This window comes from Pseudomonas edaphica, assembly GCF_965277385.1.
GTDB lineage: Bacteria > Pseudomonadota > Gammaproteobacteria > Pseudomonadales > Pseudomonadaceae > Aquipseudomonas > Aquipseudomonas edaphica.
The window spans coordinates 5,291,407-5,310,672 of record NZ_OZ255725.1; the positions used below are offsets into that span (position 1 = coordinate 5,291,407).

Below are 19,266 nucleotides of genomic sequence, written 5' to 3' on the forward strand. Positions count from 1 at the left end.
GCGGGCTTGCCCGCGATGGCGCCAGTCCAGGCAACACATCACTCAAGCCGTCGGCTGACTGTGCGGAAACAACAAATCCACAAACTTCTCCGCTGTCGGTTGCGGTTCGTGATTAGCCAGCCCGGCGCGTTCGTTGGCTTCGATAAACACATACTCGGGCTGGTCGGCGGCGGGCACCATCAGGTCCAGGCCGACCATGGGAATGTCCAATGCACGGGCGGCGCGCACGGCGGCGTCTACCAATGTCGGGTGCAGGATCGCGGTGACGTCTTCCAGGCAACCGCCGGTATGCAGGTTGGCGGTACGGCGCACCGCCAGGGTTTGGCCACGGGGCAAGATGCTGCTGTAGTCGTAACCGGCGGCGTGCAACGTGCGTTGGGTTTCGGCGTCCAGCGGGATTTTGCTTTCACCATCGGTGGCCGCCTGGCGGCGACGGCTCTGGGCTTCGATCAAAGCACCGATAGAGTGCTGACCATCACCGGTAACCTCGGCCGGGCGCCGAATTGCAGCGGCAACTACCTCAAAGCCGATCACCAGGATGCGCAGGTCGAGGCCTTCGTGGAAGCTTTCGAGCAGCACACGGCTGTCGAATTGACGCGCCGTCTCGATGGCTTTTTGCACCTCCTCGATGGTCTGCAGATCCACTGCCACGCCTTGGCCTTGTTCGCCATCGAGCGGCTTGACCACGATGCGCTGATGCTCGTCGAGAAACTCCAGGTTGTCGTCGGCACTGCCGGCCAATTGTTGCGACGGCAGTTTCAACCCCGCTGCGCTGAGCGTCTTGTGGGTCAGGCTCTTGTCCTGGCACAGGGTCATGCTGATGGCGCTGGTCAGGTCGCTCAACGACTCGCGGCAACGCACACGGCGCCCGCCGTGGCTGAGGGTGAACAGGCCGGCGTCGGCGTCATCCACTTGCACATCAATGCCACGTCGATGGGCTTCTTCGACAATGATGCGCGCATACGGGTTAAAGCCTGCCTGCGGGCCGGGGCCGAGAAACAGCGGCTGGTTGATGCCGTTCTTGCGCTTGATCGCAAAGGTGGTCAGCGCGCGAAAACCGAGCTTGGCGTAGAGGCTTTTGGCCTGACGGTTATCGTGCAGCACCGACAGGTCGAGATAGCTCAGGCCACGGCTCATAAAGTGCTCCACCAGGTGGCGCACCAGCACCTCGCCCACACCGGGGCGCGTGCACTGCGGGTCGACCGCCAGGCACCACAGGCTGCAACCGTTTTCCGGGTCGTGGAAGGCTTTTTGATGGTTCAGGCCCATCACGCTGCCGATCACCGCGCCGCTGTCTTCATCCTCGGCCAGCCAATACACCGGGCCGCCTTGATGGCGTGGTGTCAGGCGCTCGGCATCGACGGGCAGCATGCCGCGGCCTTGATACAGCTGGTTGACCGCCTGCCAATCGGCATCGGTTTGCACGCGGCGAATGCGAAAGCCGCGAAATACCCGCGTAGCGGGGCGGTAATCGCTGAACCACAGGCGCAAGGTGTCGGAGGGGTCGAGGAACAACTGCTGCGGGTCAATCCCGAGGATTTGCTGAGGCGCTGCCACGTACAGCGCGATGTCGCGCTCGCCCGCCTGCTCATTGAGCAGTTCCTGGGCCAGGCTGGCCGGGTCCGGAAAGGTATGCCCGATCAATAACCGGCCCCAGCCGCAATGCACGGCAATCGGCTCGGCGCCCAGTGGGCTGCCGTCTTCAGCCAGGCGCGCCTGCAGGCGCTCGTAGGTCGGCGCCTGGCCCTTGAGCAAGCGTTGGCTGTAAGCCGCTGCAAGAGGTTTCATCGATCAGATTCCTTGTTCGCTGAGCCACAGGTTCAGCGCCGCCAGCTGCCATAGTTTGGAGCCGCGCAGCGGCGTCAGTTGGCCTTGCGGGTCGGTCAGCAGGCGGTCGAGCATCGCCGGGTTGAACAGGCCGCGATCCTGGCTTGGGTCCATCAGCAAATCGCGCACCCAGTTCAAGGTGTCGCCTTGCAAATGCTTGAGGCCCGGCACCGGAAAGTAACCTTTCTTGCGGTCGATGACTTCGCTGGGGATGACTCGGCGCGCGGCTTCTTTGAGCACCTGCTTGCCGCCATCGGGCAATTTGAATTTGCCCGGCACGCGGGCTGACAGTTCTACCAGGCGGTAGTCCAGGAACGGCGTGCGCGCCTCCAGGCCCCAGGCCATGGTCATGTTGTCGACGCGTTTGACCGGGTCGTCCACCAGCATCACCGTGCTGTCCAGGCGCAAGGCCTTGTCCACGGCAGCCTCGGCGCCGGGCATGGCAAAATGCTCGCGCACAAAGTCACCGGCGGCGTCATTGGCGGTCAGCCATTTTGGCGCGACGGTGGCGGCATAGTCGTCGTAGCTGCGGTCGAAAAATGCGTCTCGGTAGGCGGCATACGGGTCGTTGGCGCCGTCCACCTGCGGGTACCAGTGGTAACCGGCGAACAGTTCATCCGCGCCCTGGCCGCTTTGCACCACTTTGCAATGTTTGGCCACTTCCCGCGACAACAGGTAGAAGGCGATGCAGTCATGGCTGACCATCGGCTCGCTCATGGCGCGGAACGCTGCCGGCAGTTGCTCGATGATTTCGCTTTCGGCGATGCGCAGCTGGTGGTGACGGGTGCCGTAGTGTTTAGCGATCAAATCCGAATACTGGAACTCGTCGCCACGTTCGCCACCGGCGTCTTCAAAACCGATGGAGAAGGTCGACAAATCCTGCACGCCGACTTCCCGCAGCAGGCCCACCAGCATGCTCGAATCGACACCGCCCGAGAGCAGCACGCCGACATCCACGGCCGCACGTTGGCGGATCGCCACGGCTTCGCGGGTGCTGTCGAGCACGCGGTCGGTCCAGTCTTCGAGGCTGAGGTTTTTTTCATCCTCGTGCGGGCCGTAAGGCAGGGTCCACCAGGTTTTCTGTTCGGTGGTGCCGTTGGCATCGATGCGCATCCAGCTTGCCGGCGGCAGCTTTTCGATGCCTGCCAGCAAGGTGCGCGGTGCAGGCACCACGGCGTGGAAATTGAGGTAGTGGTTGAGTGCGACCGGATCCAGGATCGGGTTGATATCGCCGCCCTTGAGCAGGGCCGGCAGCGCTGAGGCAAAACGCAGGCGCTGGCCGGTGCGCGACAGGTACAACGGCTTCACACCCAGACGGTCACGGGCGATAAACAGACGCTGCGCGTCACGCTCCCAGATGGCAAAGGCAAACATGCCATTGAGCTTGGGCAGCAAGGCTTCGCCCCAGGCGTGATAGCCCTTGAGCAGCACTTCGGTGTCACCGCCGGAATAGAAGGCGTAGCCCAGGGCTTCCAGCTCTTCACGCAATTCCGGGAAATTATAGATTGCACCATTGAACGCCAGGGACAGCCCCAGCTGGGCGTCGACCATCGGTTGGGCGGAGCCGTCCGACAGGTCCATGATCTTCAGGCGGCGGTGGCCCAGGGCAATCGGCCCTTGGGCATGGAAGCCCCAGGCGTCCGGGCCTCGCGGGGCAAGGTGATGGGTGATTCTCTCTACGGCTGCCAGGTCGGCAGGTTGATGATCAAAGCGTAACTCGCCAGCTAGTCCACACATAAATTCCTTACCGGTTTTTCCGTTGGGGAGGGCAATACTCGATACGCCCGACAGGGCGCGTACCCAGAAACTGACCCAGTGCTATGCGTGGAGTTTTAGACCGATAAGTTATAAGGCAAATAGCCGCGATGCTCGCGACGGCGTCGTTTCCTCCCTCACGGCGATCAGCGTGTCGCCGGTTTTCCTCGAACCAGCGCGCGCAAGGCAAACCGGTTCGGGTGGCAGGCTTCGGCCACGCTGGCCGGCACCGGCAGCGGTTCGTCGCTCAACCAGGCGGCCAGCAGTTCGCCGCACAGGGGCGCGGTGATCAGCCCGCGTGAGCCGTGGCCGCTGTTGATATACAGGCCCGGCAACCACGGGCAGGGCGTATCCGGGACTTGTCGGGCGTCTTTGCCCAGTACGGCATAAGCCTGTTGGAACGCAGCGCTTTCGGCCAAGGGGCCGACGATTGGCAGGTAGTCAGGGCTGGTGCAACGAAAGGCGGCGCGGCCTTGCAAGTGTTCGGCGTTTAGTGAGTCAGCGCCAAGACGCAGCAGCAGGTCTTCGGAAATCTCCCGCAGCATCGCAAGGTTGCCCGTGTGCTCGGCGAGGGTGGGGGTGAGGTCTTCATTGTTGAAATCAAAACTGGCGCCCAAGGTGTGTTCGCCAAGGTGCGCCGGTGCCACATAACCTTCGGCGCACACCACGGTGGCCAATGCCGCACTCGCCGGAGTTTGCGCCAAACATGTGATCTGCCCGCGAATGCGCTTGAGCGGCAAGCCCGCACTATGCGGGAATCGCTTGATTTCGGCTGCACCGGCCAGCACTACCACGTTGGCGCTTGCCAGTACGTCATCGCCGTCACGGGCTTGCCACTGCTCGTCGACGCGGTGCAGCTCCAGCGCCTCGTGATGGGTAAGCACCTTGATAAGCGGATGCGTGGCTTGCCATTGGCACAGCGCCGGTGGATGTACCCAGCCACCTTCGGGGAAAAACAGCCCGCCCTGGGCCAATTGTATGCCGGCCTGTTGTTGAGCCTGCTCGCGGCCCAGCAGGTGCAACAGATCCGGTGCAAAGGCCTCGGCCAGTTGCGCCTGGCGTTGGGCTTCCTTGGCGTCAAACGCCAGTTGCAGGACACCGCAGCCGTCCCAGTCAACGCCGCGCTGCAAGTGCTCCAGCAGGCGCCGGGTGTGGCCGAAACCGCTGAGTATCAGCTGCGACAATGCTGTGCCATGGGCCGACAGCTTGAGGTACAGCACGCCCTGCGGGTTGCCCGATGCTTCCTGGGCCAGGGCGGCGTGACGTTCCAGCAAGCTCACGCGCCAACCGCGAGCGGCCAGGCTGGCGGCGGTGGCGCAACCGGCCAGGCCGCCGCCGATGACCATGGCGTGGCGTTCGCCTGCGATGCCTGCCGGGCGCGCAAACCAGGGTTTGGGTGTGGCCGGCGGTGGCGTATCTTCGGGCCAGCCGAGGAACTCACCGCGCAGTATTTCCCATTTATGGCCGATGCCCGGTGTGCGTTTCATCTTGAACCCGGCGGCATTGATCAGCCGGCGTACCCAGCCGGTGCTGGTGAAGGTGCTGATGGTCGAACCCGGTGCCGCCAGGCGCGCCAGTTCGGCGAACAACTCAGCGGTCCACATGTCGGGGTTCTTGGCCGGGGCAAAACCGTCGAGAAACCATGCGTCGATTTGCGCGTCCAGTTGCGGCAATTGCTCCAGGGCGTCGCCGATCAACAGCGTCAGGGTTACCCGGCCATTATCCAGCACCAGGCGCTGGAAGCCTTGATGGATCGCAATGTACTGAGCCAACAGTTGCTCGGCGAAGGCACTGAGTTCCGGCCAGAGGGCCAGGGCGCGTTGCAGGTCGGTGTGGCTCAGAGGGTATTTTTCCACACTGACGAAGTGCAGTCGCGCACCGGCCACGGCGTGCAGTTCAAACAGTTGCCAGGCGCAGAGAAAATTCAAACCCGTGCCGAAGCCGGTCTCGCCAATGACCAGTCGCCCACCCACCGGCAGGGCCGCAAAGCGCGCCTGCAAGCGGTTCTGCTCAAGGAACACATAGCGGGTTTCTTCAAGGCCCGACTTGTCGGAGAAGTACACATCATCGAAGACCCGCGAGTGCGGTCGACCTTGGTCATCCCAATCGAGCTGGGCGTGGGTGATGGGGTTCATGGGCGACTCATAAAAAAGCAGACAAAGGCAAGGCGGCCATTCTAGCCGATCACGGGGCAGAGGGCTGATTGCGGGTGGTAACCCAATAGATTTTGCATGGAAAAAACTGCTGTGCGCAGCCTCCAAGCCATCAACAATCAGCGCTAATCCTGGGCAGATTGCTGCGGTATCGTCATTCCTTGATTGATAGGCAATAAAGGATATTGCTGATGCGCACCCAGGATGATTTGAACAATAAACTGAGCCAATTGACCCAGAGCCAGCTGCAAGCGGCCTTGCTGGAAATGACGGGCGATCTGGACAAAGCTCAGGTGCTGCAAAAGCAACTGCCTGGCTGGATGGTCAACGCGCCGCCCGGCGTGCTGGATGCATTGACTAAAGATGCCCTGCAGGTTGCAGATGCCCAGGCAGCCGTCGCCGAGCGATTGAAGCCATTGCAGGCGCTGGATGAGTTTTGCAGTGAGCGGCTCAAGCAGTACTGCTCTACGCGATGGCAACGGGTTGTGGACCCCAAAAAAGATCTTTTTATTCGTGCGGTAAACGAATACGAGAAAGAGGTCTTGCCATTGAAGTATGTGAAGACGGTGAGGTTGGTGCAGGACAGCCTGCTGCATGTGGCGATGCAGAATTTCTCAGAGGATGAAGCCCGGGCGCAGCACTTTCCCGTCGGGTCGCTGTTGCAGTCGGGGTCTGCTGATCGTGAAGTCATTGGCATTACACCCCTCGAGTTTGCGCAGGGGTGTCGCGCCCTGGATCTTGGCCGCTTGTATCAGCAGCACATCAGTGACGTGCTTGAACTTGATAGCGACCCGGCAGGTGATAAGCCTTACCTCAATAATGTAGCGACCGATATCGGCCGGATGAAAATCCTGGACGTAAAAGTCGACGCCCATATTGCCTTGATGCGAGGGGACATTACCCAAGGCACCTACGCGATGTTGTGCACATTGCTGGACCGCCAATTGACGCCGTCCCAGGCCCAGGCCGAAGGGGTGCTGTACGACGGGCGCCCGGTCATTTGGCAAGGGCTCAATACCCAGGGCGGATGCCTGTGGAGCATTCTGGTGTTTTCCGCTCGCTCGATCGCGCAATACCCGCAAGCGCCTTGTGTGGTGTACATGCCCAATGAACCGGAACGGCCATTCTTTGAGTATGCCTCGCTTGACGACTTTCAGGTCTACCTCAAGCGCAAGCTTGCACTGGCCGCGTACCGTGCCTTCTTTACGCGTTACCTGAGCCAGGGGGACCGGGTTGGGTTCTTCACCCGTTTCGATCAAGCCCAGAGCCTGGGGGCGCTGGACGCCAACCCCATTACGGTCAGCCTGGCGCGGCACTTTTTCGACACTTACGCCGCAAAGCTGCAAGCCGATGCACGGGCCCTGGCGGTACCGGTGGCCGAGGTCGATGAGGACGTCCGTGAGCAGCGCTTGCAGACGTATCTGGACGCCGGTTTGACGGTGCTCAACCTCGCAGGGTTTGTCGTCCCGGAGCTGGGGTTATTGATGACAGCCGTGGCGGTAGGCCAGATGCTCGGCGAACTCTATGAGGGCATTGAAGACTGGCGCCGTGGTGATAAGAATGAGGCGTTCCAGCAGTTGGCAGTGATCGCGCAAAACATCACATCGATGGTGTTGTTCGCGGCAGGGAGCAAGGTTGTCGGTTCGGCCATGCAGCGTACCGGCCTTAATCTGAATGGTTTTTTCCGTAAATTCGAGGTGATAAATCCCGCTGTGGGCAACCAGCGGCTGTGGCGTCCGGATACCACGCAATACGTCCATGATCAGCGCCTTGGCGACGAGCAGGTTGCCGACGCGTCGGGAATCTACAAGGTGGAGGGGCATTCGTACGTCAAGGTCAATGACTGTATCCACCGGATCGCGTTCGACGCGAAACTGGATCAATGGCGGGCCAGCCACCCGGTGCGGCAGACGGCTTATCGCCCGAAATTGCTGCATAACGGTGAAGGTAGCTGGCGTTTTGCGTTCGAGAAGCCCGACGAGTGGGAGAACCCGGAGTATCTCTTTTCGCGGTTGAAACCGACAGGTCCCGGCTCTTCGCTCCCTCCTCGCAAACTTCTACAGATCAAGGCCATTATGGATTTGCCCGATGATTGGGGCGTCTATCAGGCCCAGGAGTGTCTGCCGTTTCCCGCACGGTTTAGCGATCTGTACGAACGTTTCAGGCTCGATCAGTCCATTCGCGATTTGAACTGGCAGCTGGAAAGCGGTACTTCCCCCAACATTGAAAACTCGACCTTGCAGATGCATGCCTTGCCCCTGTTACCGGGGTGGCCCGCGGGGCGCTATTTTGAGGTGCTGGATGCAAAGCGCAGTGTCAAGGCGCGTTACCCTGCCAGCGAACCTTACGATGCAGGCCTGCGTTTGACGATCACCGAGCCGATGCTCAGTGAGGGAAAAGTGTTTGAAGTGCTGTTGTCCGGGCTGGATGACGCACAAAAGACCGGCTTGTTGGGAGAGGGCGTAGACGCCGATCAGGCGCACACCGTGTTGGCGCGTCAGTTGCTCGCGCATCTGAAGGCTGATCGCAAGCCGCTGTTTGAGCAGTTGTATCAGACCTATGATGGGCCCGTACCGCCGGAATGGGCGTTGCTCAGGCGCACCTACCCGCAATTGCCCTGCACGCTGATGCGCGAATTGATGGCCGAAACGACCACCGTGCAGCGTGAGTCCCTGCGCGATAATCAACGGGTTCCCATGGCGTTGGCCGAGTCAGTGCAACGTGCTCTTGAGGCACAACGCCTGGACCGCGCCTTGATGGGGTTTGAGCAGCCAGAGTTGGCCAGCCTGGATACTGCGCTCATCGCCGTTCGGACAATGCCGCGCGTGGCGGGGTGGGGTGCAGAGCTGCGGCTTGAGTTGCGCCAGGACTCGCCTCAAGGCGACTTGTTGGCCTTGGGCGCGTTCAAAGACGCTGGTGTGCGGCGAGTAGTAGTCAGGTCGAACTCAGGGTTTGAAGCGTTCAACGACAACGGCCGCAGTCTCGGTGGACCTTATGCCGGGCCGGAGGGCCTGTTCGAGGCGATCGATGCAACGCTGATGGATGGCCAGCGAGTGGCATTGGGATTGCCGCTGAAGGACGCCAGTAACATTTGGCGTTTGCGATACATGAGTGCCTCGCAAGCGAAAGGCGATCGGGAACTGGCTGCCGAGGCTTTTTCCAGCCAGGTCAGCGAACCGGCGTCGCAGGGGGGGAGCTGTGAAATGGCCGATTTGCCGACGGGGCCGTTGGTTCATCCAGCCGCACTGGTGCGTAAGGTAAAGCGTTTGTACCCATTGTTCAGTGAGGCTCAAGTGTCTTCGCTATTGATGACGTTGGGCGCTGACCATCTGGCCCGGGCCAAGGCGGTCAAACGTTTGAAGGCAGAACTCGGCCATTTGCGCGCGCTGCTCAAGCATTGGAAAACCGATATCCAGGGCATGGAGACACAGCCGGGCCTGAGTGACGTTCGTACTAGCCGCCAGCAGGTGGCTGAGCGCATTGAAGCGTGTTGGCGGCGTCAAAGCTTTGCTCTGGATGAGCATCAGACGTCCGTTGCCAGTTTGAACCTGGATGGGATGCGTGTTGGCTCACTGCCGACGCTGCCAGCCGACATACGTTTCGACCATGTTCGGCAGTTGTCACTCAGGAACATGCGACTGGGCGATGACGTCGCCTATTTCCTGAAGTGCTTTAAAGGCGTGCAGCATTTGAAATTGGGGCGTAACCGCCTGACCCGCTTGCCGGAGGTATTCTCGCGAATGCTCGACCTGGAAAGTTTGTCGATGCCCCGCAATCGTCTTGTGCTCACCGAATACACCCGACTGAAACTGGCAGACCTGAATACGTTGCGCCTGCTGGATCTGAGCCACAACCCGCTGGACAAGTTGGTGGATGTCAGCCGGATGCGTGACCTGCACACCCTGTTGTTGCAGGACACCAAAATCGTCGACTTACCCGTAGGGCTTGGGCGCCTGGCTCACCTGGAGCAAGTGGACCTGCGCGATAACGTGATCACCGTGTTGCCTGAGTGGTTGTTTACGGTGTCACGCAGTTTCAGCCAGTCGATTGACCTGGGCGGCAACCCGCTCTCCAGTACCACGATAACCGCGCTTACGCGTTACCGTGACGAAGTGGGAATTGGCATGGGGTTTGTAGAGGACGATCAGCCACGTATGACCGAACTGAAGGCCAGGGCATTGTGGTTGCCGGACGAGGTGGCCGCCCGAGAGGCCCACAAATCTACCGTGTGGGCCAACCTGCGGGATGACCCGGACTCGACGCCGTTGTTCCACTTGCTGGCTGAGCTGTCCGGTACTGCCGACAATCGTCATGTGCACGAGGACTTGACCCGGCGGGTCTGGGACGTGTTGCAGTCGACCCACGACAGTACCGATCTGCGCGAGCAGGTCTTTCAACTGGCGGCTCATCCGGCGAACTGCGCAGACGACGCCGCGCAGATTTTCAGTCAGATGGAGGTGCTCAAGGAGGTCGAGAAGGCAACGCAGCAGGCCGGTCGTGTAAAAGGCAATTCCGGGGCGCTGTTGAACTTGGGCCGAGGGTTGTTTCGCCTCAGCGAGCTGGAGAAAATTGCGGCCACCTACGCTGTCGAAAACGCGTCCGTGGACCCGCTGGAAGTCAGCCTGGCATTCCGGGTAGGGTTGGCCAAAACCCTGCAGCTACCGGGGCAGCCCAAGCACATTCAATATGGAGAATTTGCCAATGTGACCAGCGACAGTCTGGAGGTGGCGCACTCCCAAGTGCGCACGGCAGAGCTGTCCCCCACGTTCTTGCGTTTTATTTCACAGCTGGCGTTCTGGAAAACTCACCTCAAGCAGCAGTTTTCCGGTGCGTTCGAGTCGGCGACAGAGCCCTTTGATAAGCAGCAGCAAGCACTTTTTGAGAACAGCCAGAATCTCACCGACGCGCAGTACCTTGAGCAGATGGAGGCCCTGCGTTCGCCTCGCCGGCAGGCTATTACCGAAGTGGTAGAGCGGCTCACACAGCAGATGTTGAGGCAGCATGACCTTGGCATTTGCCATCTGCCAGGGAACTAGCCATAGGGGATGGCGATTGATCCATGGCAACTGTTTTGGAATTCTTTGAGTGGCGTGGTGCCCAATCCGCTAGTCTTGAGCCATCTTGAAATGGAGCTGCCCATGTTCGAATCCGCCGAAATCGGTCACGCCATCGATAAAGACACGTACGACGCCGAAGTGCCGGCCCTGCGTGAAGCCTTGCTGGAAGTACAGTACGAACTGCAACAGCAGAAGCGCTTCCCGGTGATCATCCTGATCAATGGCATCGAGGGCGCGGGGAAGGGCGAAACCGTCAAGCTGCTCAATGAATGGATGGACCCACGGCTGATCGAAGTGCGCACCTTTGACCAGCAGACTGACGAAGAACTGGCGCGCCCACCGGCGTGGCGCTATTGGCGTCAGCTGCCGGCCAAGGGGCGCATGGGTATCTTTTTCGGCAACTGGTACAGCCAGATGCTGCAAAGCCGCGTGCATGGCCAGATCAAGGACGCGCGCCTGGACCAGGCCATCGCCGGTGCCGAGCGCCTGGAAAAGATGCTCTGTGATGAAGGCGCGCTGATCTTCAAGTTCTGGTTCCACCTGTCCAAGAAACAGATGAAGGCACGCCTCAAGGCGCTGGCCGACGACCCGCTGCACAGCTGGCGCATCAGCCCGCTGGACTGGCAGCAGTCCAAAACCTACGACAAGTTTGTGCATTTCGGCGAGCGCATCCTGCGCCGTACCAGCCGTGACTACGCGCCGTGGCATGTGATCGAAGGCGTGGATGCGAATTACCGCAGCCTCACGGTGGGCAAGATCCTGCTCGAAAGCCTGCAAAACGCCTTGAAGCTGCCCAAGGGCAAGGCCAGCGGCATGAACCCGGCGCCTTTGATTGCCTCCGTGGACAAGAAGGGCCTGCTCGACAGCCTCGATTTGACCCAGCGCCTGGAAAAAGATGATTACGAAGAGCAACTGATTACCGAGCAGGCGCGCTTCTCTGGCTTGATGCGCGACAAGCGCATGCGCAAGCACGCATTGATCACCGTGTTTGAAGGCAACGATGCGGCGGGCAAGGGCGGCGCGATCCGCCGCGTGGCGGCAGCGCTGGACCCGCGCCAGTACCATATCGTGCCGATTGCCGCGCCGAGTGAAGACGAGCGCGCCCAGCCGTATCTATGGCGCTTTTGGCAGAAGATTCCGGCTCGCGGCATGTTCACCGTGTTCGACCGCTCGTGGTACGGCCGCGTATTGGTGGAACGCATCGAGGGCTTCTGCACCCCGACGGACTGGATGCGTGCCTATGGCGAGATCAATGACTTCGAGGAGCAACTGCGCGATGCGGGCGTGATCGTGGTCAAGTTCTGGTTGGCGATCGACAAAGATACGCAGTTGGAGCGCTTCCAGGCCCGTGAGGAAATTCCCTTCAAACGCTTCAAAATCACCGAAGACGACTGGCGCAACCGCGACAAGTGGGATGACTACCGGGCGGCGGTGGGTGACATGGTCGATCGCACCAGCACCGAAGTGTCGCCCTGGACCCTGGTGGAAGCCAACGACAAACGCTGGGCGCGGGTCAAGGTGCTGCGCACCATCAACCGCGCGCTGGAAGAAGCGTTCGACAAGACCGACAAGCACGATAAGAAGAAAAAGAAATAAAGCTGGCGGCACCTCCTGTGGTGAGCGAGGCTTCTGTGGCGAGCAGGCTTGCCCTGCGTTGGGCTGCGCAGCAGCCCCCGACCCAGGCAGCGCGTTCTCTCAGGCAGACCTCATTGGCAGGTTTTGGGGCCGCTTCGCAGCCCAGCGCGAGCAAGCTCGCTCGCCACAGTTTGCGTCGCCTTCAAATCCTGTGGTGAACAGAGGCTTCTGTGGCGAGCAGGCTTGCCCTGCGTTGGGCTGCGCAGCAGCCCCCTACCCAGGCAGCGCGTTTTCTCAGGCAGACCTCATTGGCAGGTTTTGGGGCCGCTGCGCAGCCCCCGACCCAGGCAGCGCGTTCTTTCTGGTAGACCTCATTGACAGGTTTTGGGGCCGCTGCGCAGCCCAGCGCGAGCACACAGTTTGCGTCGCCTTCAAGTCCTGTGGCGAGCAGGCTTGCCCTGCGTTGGGCTGCGCAGCAGCCCCTACCCAGGCAGCGCATTCTTTCTGGTAGACCTCATTGGCAGGTTTTGGGGCCGCTGCGCAGCCCAGCGCAGGGCAAGCCTGCTCGCCACAGAAGCCTCGTTCAGGCGGTCATGCTTTTGTATATGCCAGGTGAATGATCGTCGCGGTTGGGCAGGCCGGCCTCTATGCTCGGTCCATCTCCCAACCACAAGATCGAGGTAGCCCATGCGTGAAGTAGTGATCGTCGACAGCGTGCGAACCGGCCTGGCCAAGTCCTTTCGTGGCAAGTTCAACCAGACGCGCCCGGATGACATGGCGGCCCATTGCGTCAACGCGCTGCTGGCGCGTAATGGCGTCGACCCGGCGACGGTCGAGGATTGCATCGTCGGCGCCGGCTCCAACGAAGGTGCCCAGGGCTACAACATCGGGCGCAACGTGGCGGTGCTCTCACAACTGGGCACCGGGACGGCGGGCATGACCCTCAACCGGTTCTGTTCCTCGGGCTTGCAGGCGATTGCGATTGCGGCCAACCAGATTGCCTCGGGTTGCAGCGATATCATCGTTGCCGGTGGTGTCGAGTCCATCAGCCTGACCATGAAAAGTGTCAACACCGATAACCTGATCAACCCGCTGCTCAAAGAGCAGGTGCCGGGCATCTACTTCCCCATGGGCCAGACTGCCGAGATCGTCGCGCGCCGCTATAACGTCAGCCGCGAAGAACAGGACCTGTACGCCCTGCAAAGCCAGCAGCGTACCGCCCAGGCCCAGGCCGACGGCTTGTTCAACGATGAAATCGTGCCGATGGCCGTCAAGTACAAGGTCGAAGACAAAAACACCGGTGAGGTGCAGGTGCTCGATGGCGTGGTCGACTGTGACGACTGCAACCGCCCGGACACCACGCTGGCCAGCCTCAATGGCCTCAAGCCGGTGTTTGCCGAAGACGGTTCGGTGACGGCGGGCAACTCTTCGCAGTTGTCCGATGGCGCTTCGATGACCTTGGTGATGAGCCTGGAAAAAGCCCTGCAATTGGGACTCAAGCCCAAGGCGTTTTTCCGTGGCTTTACCGTAGCCGGTTGCGAGCCGGACGAGATGGGCATCGGCCCGGTGTTCTCGGTGCCCAAGTTGCTCAAGGCCAAGGGGTTGCAGGTGGCGGATATCGACCTGTGGGAGCTTAACGAAGCGTTTGCCTCGCAGTGCCTCTATGCCCGCAATCGCCTGGAAATCGACAATGGCAAATACAACGTCAACGGTGGCTCGATCTCCATTGGCCACCCGTTCGGCATGACCGGGTCGCGGCAGGTCGGGCACCTGGTGCGTGAGTTGCAGCGACGTAACCTGCGCTACGGCATCGTCACCATGTGCGTGGGCGGTGGCATGGGTGCTACCGGATTGTTTGAGGCGGTGCGTTAGTCAATCGACAGCTCGCACCTATCCATACAAAAGGGGGAGCGTGCTCCCCCTTTGTGCATTCGCTGTTTGGTAATAATCAGGTACTTCTTTGCTTGTTTGATTAGTTGCTCCAAGGCCGTAAACACGGTTATTTTTTAATGCGCGTAATCCCCATCTTACAGAGACAGTCTGGTTTGAATTGTTCTCATTAATCTGCGTGTAGTCCTTTTCCTTCAGCCAGTTTTAAAGTTTTGGCAAATAGCCATGTTTTTCCTGCGCGCTTTGGCGTATTGCGGCTACTTGGTTTGCGGAAACAGACGGCTTACTTGCTCAAGTGTGAAGTGGAGAATTGCCTGGCGTTGAGCTGATTCCTGGATTGCAATACAACTAGTTGGAAAAGCAACTCAGGAATCGTCGGCTTAACAGCACGGGTTATAACCGCTCGTTTAATCAGCCCTGCACCGACCTGTGGCCGGGCTTCTTTAATGACACTTGTTAATAAGTGGGAATCTGTAGATGAATACCAAAATGAAAGCTGCGCTGTTGTCTATCGGTCTGTTGGCCGGCTCGATCTCTGTTGCGCAGGCAGCGGATGGGACCGTCACGTTTCTGGGGTCGGTGCACTCGGGTGCTTGCTCTATCAAGCCTGACTCTGTGGATCAGACCGTTCGCCTGGGTGCAATTGCCAAACACCAACTGGAGTCGGGCGGCAAGTCTGAAGCTCGCCGTGTGCTGATTGAACTGGAAGGCTGCGACCTGTCCGGCCTGACCGATAACACCGTGACCACGACCTTCACCGGCGCACCGTCGAGCGTGGTTCCAGGTGCGATCGGTACGGTCGGCGGCGCTGGCGGTGTGGGCATCATGATGACTCACGGTGGCGCACCTGTTGAGCTGGGTGTTCCTACCACTCCGCAAGCCATCTCTACCGGCAACAACACCCTGGAGTTCGGCGCTTATGTGCAAGGTGCCGCCACGGACCCGATCATTCCTGGCGATTTCAGCGCAGTGACCAACTTTACCTTGGCTTATCAGTAAGTTTTTCCCCCCGCCGCCACGTGTGGCGGGGGGACGCTGACGGGAGAACCAGGTGAAAACATTCCTACGTTTGGCTATCGCCTCTTCATTGACGACGTTGATCTGCCCTTACGCTCTGGCCCAGGACTCTTCCCAGGGTGAAGGCGTCGTCCTGTTGGGCGGAGAAGTCGTGGACTCAGCCTGCGGGCTGGAGCTGAGCAGTATCGATCAAACCATCGAGATGCCGTCGGAGCCAGTTGGCCGGCTGTTGCGCAACACGCGGGGAGAAGATCACCCGTTTCAGTTGCGTTTGGTCAACTGCTCACTGACACGTCCGGACCCGTCGCGCCCAGGGGCAACCCTGCCTGACTGGGAGCACATGCGGGTGACGTTTGATGGGCCGACCGACCGGGCTGGGCTTTCCTTTGCTGTGTTCGGTGGCTCCCAGGGGGTTGCCCTGCACATTGTGGACGCGGCCGGCGAAGAGAGTATTCCCGGGCAGCGAATGTCGCCTACGCCACTGTCGGAGGGCGATATGACACTTAACTACAGGTTTTATCTGGTTGGCAATGGACTGCCACTGGTAGTGGGCGCCCACAGTGCCGCAGTGCGGTTCAAGTTGGAATACTTTTGAACATTGATGGACAGGCTTTCATGTTGAATACAGCGAAGATCAAAAACACGCTGCGCCCGAGTCTGTTTGGCGGGCTGATGTCTCTGGCGGGAACTGCATTGGGTGCCGGCGATATCGAGTTTAATACCGACGTTCTTGACTTGATTGATCGCACCAACATTGACTTGTCTCAATTTGCGCGCAGCGGGTTTATTTTGCCCGGCACGTACTCGATGGTCGTGCACATCAACGGCCAGCCAATTGCCGAACAATCGGTGGCGTTCTATCACCCCGATAATGATCCCAAAGGCAGTCAGGCGTGTTTATCTCGCAGCCTGGTGGAACAGTTGGGTCTAAAAGCGGCGGATGCCGACAAACTTGCCTGGTGGAAGGGCGGCGAATGCCTTGATGTTCAAAGCTTGCCGGGCACCGAGGTCAGTGGCGACCTGGCCACGTCCACGCTGAGCATCAATCTGCCCCAGGCCTACCTCGAATACAGTGCCATCAACTGGGACCCGCCCTCGCGGTGGGACGAAGGGGGGCCGGGGTTGTTGGTTGACTACAGTCTGACGGCGCAGTCCAACTACCAGCGCGGCGATGGTAACCGCAATAACCTCAGTGGCAACGGCACTGTTGGCGCCAATGCCGGCGCCTGGCGGTTGCGGGCCGATTGGCAGGGGCGCGTCGAGCGTGGCCGGCAGGAAGCGGCCGGGCCGCAAAAGCTGGAGTGGAGTCGCTACTACGCGTACCGCGCCATTCCTGCGCTGAAGGCACGTTTGGTGGTGGGCGAGAACTACCTGTATTCGGACCTGTTCGACAGCTTCCGCTTTACCGGTGCCGCGCTCAACTCGGATGAAAGCCAGTTACCGCCCAACCTGCGTGGGTATGCGCCGGAAGTGGTCGGGGTGGCCAAGACCAATGCCAAAGTCATCATCAGCCAACAGGGCCGCGTGCTTTACGAAACCCTGGTAGCGGCGGGGCCCTTTCGTATTCAAGACCTGCAGGATGCAGTGACGGGCAAGCTCGATGTGCGGGTGGAAGAACAGGACGGCTCGGTCCACAGCTTCCAGATGGATACGGCCGGGGTTCCTTACCTTACCCGCCCGGGGCAAGTGCGTTACAAGCTGGCATCCGGGCGCCCGTCCAACCTTCAGCATGGCGGTGACGGCGACTTTTTCGGCACCGGGGAGTTTTCCTGGGGCATCAGCAATGGCTGGTCGTTATTTGGCGGCGGCATGACCGATAACAACTATCGGGCGTTGTCCGTGGGGGCGGGGCGCGACTTGCTGGCGTTCGGCGCGGTCTCGCTGGATGTGACGCAGTCTCACGCCGAGGTGTGGAACGAGACGCTGTCGGGCAAATCCTACCGCCTTCAATACTCCAAGAACTTTGAGCAGTACGACAGCCAGGTGACCTTCGCCGGTTACCGGTTCTCCGAGAAAAACTTCTTGAGCATGAGTGAATACCTGGATGCCCGGTATTACGGGCTGAACGGTGAACTCGGCGGGCGTGGTGATTACCGTGACCCGAATGAGGGCTGGAAGCCGATTGGTGGCAGCAAGGCGCTGTACACGGTCACGGTCAACAAGCAGTTTCGTGACCTGGGCGCCACCGTCTACGCCAGCTACAACAAGCAAACCTACTGGGATAGGCCCGACACCCAGCGCTGGAACCTGTCGCTGTCGCGCTACTTCAACGTGGGCACGGTCAAGAACATGAGCCTGTCCCTGAACATGTACCGCACCCAGGAATACAACTACAAAGACAACGGCATGGCCGTCACGGTCAGCCTGCCGCTGGGGCGCACCGGCACACTGTCGATGGACGCCAACCGGGCCGCCGGCAAGCACAACTTTACGACGCGCTACAGCGATCGTCTCGATGAGCGCAACAGCTATCAGCTCAGTGCCAGCGATTCGTCCGGCAGTGGTTACTTGAGCCATATGGGCGACCAGGCCGATATCGACGTCAGCGCCAGCACGCAAGAGGGCGGCTACAGCAGCCTGGGTGTGTCGGCGCGTGGCGGTGGCACGGTCACCCAATATGGCGCGGCCTTGCACCGTACCACCAGTACCGGCGGCACGCGCCTGATGCTCGACACCGGCGGTGTACCCGACGTGCCGGTGCGCGGTTACGGCTCGCCGACCCGCAGCAATGCCTTCGGCAAAGCGGTGATTTCCGAAATCAGCAGCTACCAGCGTACGGCAGCCAGCGTGGACCTGGAGCGCTTGCCGAGCACGGTCGAAGCCACTCAATCGGTCACGCAGTTGACGCTCACCGAAGGGGCGATTGGTTATCGCTCGCTGAGCGTGATTGCCGGTGAAAAAGCCATGGCGATTCTGCGCCTGCCGGATGGCAGTTCGCCGCCCTTTGGCGCCACGGTGAAGAACCTCAAGCAACAGGACACCGGCATTGTGAATGACGGCGGCAATGTCTACCTCAGCGGCCTGCAGGCCGGCGAGCAGATGGTCGTCAGTTGGGGCGGCAACGAGCAATGCATCCTCACGCTCCCCACCGTTCTGCCCGTCGATGGCTTGACGCACGCCCTGCAGCTGCGCTGCCAGAGAGTTGCCGCTGCCCCATCCCTGCCCGAGCCAGCCACGCTGACCGGGGAGCTTACCGACACGGAGAACACAGCCTCATGAAGCTTGATATGCGCCTCACCTTCCCAGCGTTCGCGCTGCTGGCCCTAGGCTTGAGCCAGGGCGCCAGCGCCGCGGTTGGCCTGGATCGTACCCGGGTGATTTTCGATGGCGGCAAAGATGCCACCAGCGTGAACATCACCAACAACAATACTCAGCTGCCGTACCTGGCCCAGGGTTGGATCGAGGATGAAACCGGTAAAAAAATCAACTCACCCTTGATCGTGCTGCCGCCGGTCCAGCGCCTGGAACCCGGCAAACAAAGCCAGGTGAAAGTCCAGGCGCTGCCGGCCGCCAAGTCATTGCCGCAGGACCGCGAGACGGTCTATTACTTCAATTTGCGCGAAATCCCGCCGCGCAGTGATAAATCCAACACCCTGCAAATTGCCCTGCAAACCCGCATCAAGTTGTTCTACCGCCCGGATGCGATTGCGCCGAGCCAGCAAGACCTGTCCAACCCCTGGCAGCAGAAACTGACCCTGACCCGCGAAGGCGACCACTACCGGGTCCATAACCCGACGCCGTACTACGTGACCCTGGTGGATGCACGTGCCAGCAAAGACGGCAAAACCGTGCCGGGCTTTGCGCCGGTGATGGTTCCCCCCAAGGACGCGCTGACCCTGGGCCCCAGTGCCAAGGCACTGGGTACGTCACCTTATCTGGCCTATGTGAATGATTACGGCGGCCGTCCACTCCTGGCGTTCACCTGCAATGGCAATACGTGCCAGGTCAACGCGCAGGCCTCAGCGCCGAAATGAGTAATGCTGCTGGAGAAC

General features: G+C 60.5%; 10 protein-coding genes. 7 read left to right on the forward strand and 3 right to left on the reverse strand.

The genetic code is table 11. The features are described 5' to 3' along the window. Nucleotides 1-42 precede the first annotated feature (42 nt). The 3 genes from ngg to mnmC all read right to left on the reverse strand — a co-directional run bounded on the left by ngg (nucleotide 43) and on the right by mnmC (nucleotide 5,717). Complete coding sequence (gene ngg / locus ACQY47_RS24160) at nucleotides 43-1,788, reverse strand: N-acetylglutaminylglutamine synthetase (protein ID WP_176992025.1); 1,746 nt, start codon at nucleotides 1,786-1,788, stop codon at nucleotides 43-45. A gap of 3 nt (nucleotides 1,789-1,791) precedes the next feature. Further along, complete coding sequence (locus ACQY47_RS24165; protein ID WP_428552518.1) at nucleotides 1,792-3,564, reverse strand: N-acetylglutaminylglutamine amidotransferase; 1,773 nt, start codon at nucleotides 3,562-3,564, stop codon at nucleotides 1,792-1,794. A 164-nt stretch (nucleotides 3,565-3,728) separates the two neighbouring features. Further along, a complete protein-coding gene (gene mnmC / locus ACQY47_RS24170) occupies nucleotides 3,729-5,717 on the reverse strand; it encodes a bifunctional tRNA (5-methylaminomethyl-2-thiouridine)(34)-methyltransferase MnmD/FAD-dependent 5-carboxymethylaminomethyl-2-thiouridine(34) oxidoreductase MnmC (protein ID WP_428552521.1) in 1,989 nt (662 codons plus the stop codon). 209 nt (nucleotides 5,718-5,926) lie between these two features. Here mnmC and ACQY47_RS24175 point away from each other — a divergent pair, with 209 nt between their 5' ends. The 7 genes from ACQY47_RS24175 (at nucleotide 5,927) to ACQY47_RS24205 (ending at nucleotide 19,248) form a co-directional block, all read left to right on the forward strand. Beyond that, a complete protein-coding gene (locus ACQY47_RS24175) occupies nucleotides 5,927-10,771 on the forward strand; it encodes an NEL-type E3 ubiquitin ligase domain-containing protein (protein WP_428552524.1) in 4,845 nt (1,614 codons plus the stop codon). Between the two features lie 102 nt (nucleotides 10,772-10,873). Continuing rightward, complete coding sequence (gene pap, locus ACQY47_RS24180) at nucleotides 10,874-12,388, forward strand: polyphosphate:AMP phosphotransferase (RefSeq protein WP_099548929.1); 1,515 nt, start codon at nucleotides 10,874-10,876, stop codon at nucleotides 12,386-12,388. Between the two features lie 666 nt (nucleotides 12,389-13,054). Next, on the forward strand, nucleotides 13,055-14,239 hold the full coding sequence (locus ACQY47_RS24185; protein ID WP_428552528.1) for a thiolase family protein: 1,185 nt from the start codon (nucleotides 13,055-13,057) through the stop codon (nucleotides 14,237-14,239). Between the two features lie 507 nt (nucleotides 14,240-14,746). Next, the gene (locus ACQY47_RS24190) at nucleotides 14,747-15,256 is read left to right on the forward strand and encodes a fimbrial protein (RefSeq protein WP_100219302.1); all 510 of its coding nucleotides are present in this window, start codon (nucleotides 14,747-14,749) and stop codon (nucleotides 15,254-15,256) included. A 52-nt stretch (nucleotides 15,257-15,308) separates the two neighbouring features. Next, complete coding sequence (locus ACQY47_RS24195) at nucleotides 15,309-15,869, forward strand: fimbrial protein (protein WP_428552531.1); 561 nt, start codon at nucleotides 15,309-15,311, stop codon at nucleotides 15,867-15,869. Between the two features lie 20 nt (nucleotides 15,870-15,889). Then, nucleotides 15,890-18,493, forward strand: coding sequence for an outer membrane usher protein (locus ACQY47_RS24200; protein WP_428552534.1), 2,604 nt, complete (start codon nucleotides 15,890-15,892; stop codon nucleotides 18,491-18,493). Beyond that, a complete protein-coding gene (locus ACQY47_RS24205; RefSeq protein ID WP_099548932.1) occupies nucleotides 18,490-19,248 on the forward strand; it encodes a fimbria/pilus periplasmic chaperone in 759 nt (252 codons plus the stop codon). The genes ACQY47_RS24200 and ACQY47_RS24205 overlap by 4 nt, the downstream gene beginning before the upstream one ends. The last annotated feature ends 18 nt before the right edge of the window (nucleotides 19,249-19,266 follow it).

What these genes read in the sequence shown, in the direction of transcription:
- ACQY47_RS24200 (WP_428552534.1), top strand. Translation starts at nt 15,890, where the DNA reads ATGTTGAATACAGCGAAGATCAAAAACACGCTGCGCCCGAGTCTGTTT.
- ACQY47_RS24165 (WP_428552518.1), bottom strand. Translation starts at nt 3,564, where the DNA reads ATGTGTGGACTAGCTGGCGAGTTACGCTTTGATCATCAACCTGCCGAC.
- ACQY47_RS24175 (WP_428552524.1), top strand. Translation starts at nt 5,927, where the DNA reads ATGCGCACCCAGGATGATTTGAACAATAAACTGAGCCAATTGACCCAG.
- ngg (WP_176992025.1), bottom strand. Translation starts at nt 1,788, where the DNA reads ATGAAACCTCTTGCAGCGGCTTACAGCCAACGCTTGCTCAAGGGCCAG.
- ACQY47_RS24205 (WP_099548932.1), top strand. Translation starts at nt 18,490, where the DNA reads ATGAAGCTTGATATGCGCCTCACCTTCCCAGCGTTCGCGCTGCTGGCC.
- pap (WP_099548929.1), top strand. Translation starts at nt 10,874, where the DNA reads ATGTTCGAATCCGCCGAAATCGGTCACGCCATCGATAAAGACACGTAC.
- mnmC (WP_428552521.1), bottom strand. Translation starts at nt 5,717, where the DNA reads ATGAACCCCATCACCCACGCCCAGCTCGATTGGGATGACCAAGGTCGA.
- ACQY47_RS24185 (WP_428552528.1), top strand. Translation starts at nt 13,055, where the DNA reads ATGCGTGAAGTAGTGATCGTCGACAGCGTGCGAACCGGCCTGGCCAAG.
- ACQY47_RS24190 (WP_100219302.1), top strand. Translation starts at nt 14,747, where the DNA reads ATGAAAGCTGCGCTGTTGTCTATCGGTCTGTTGGCCGGCTCGATCTCT.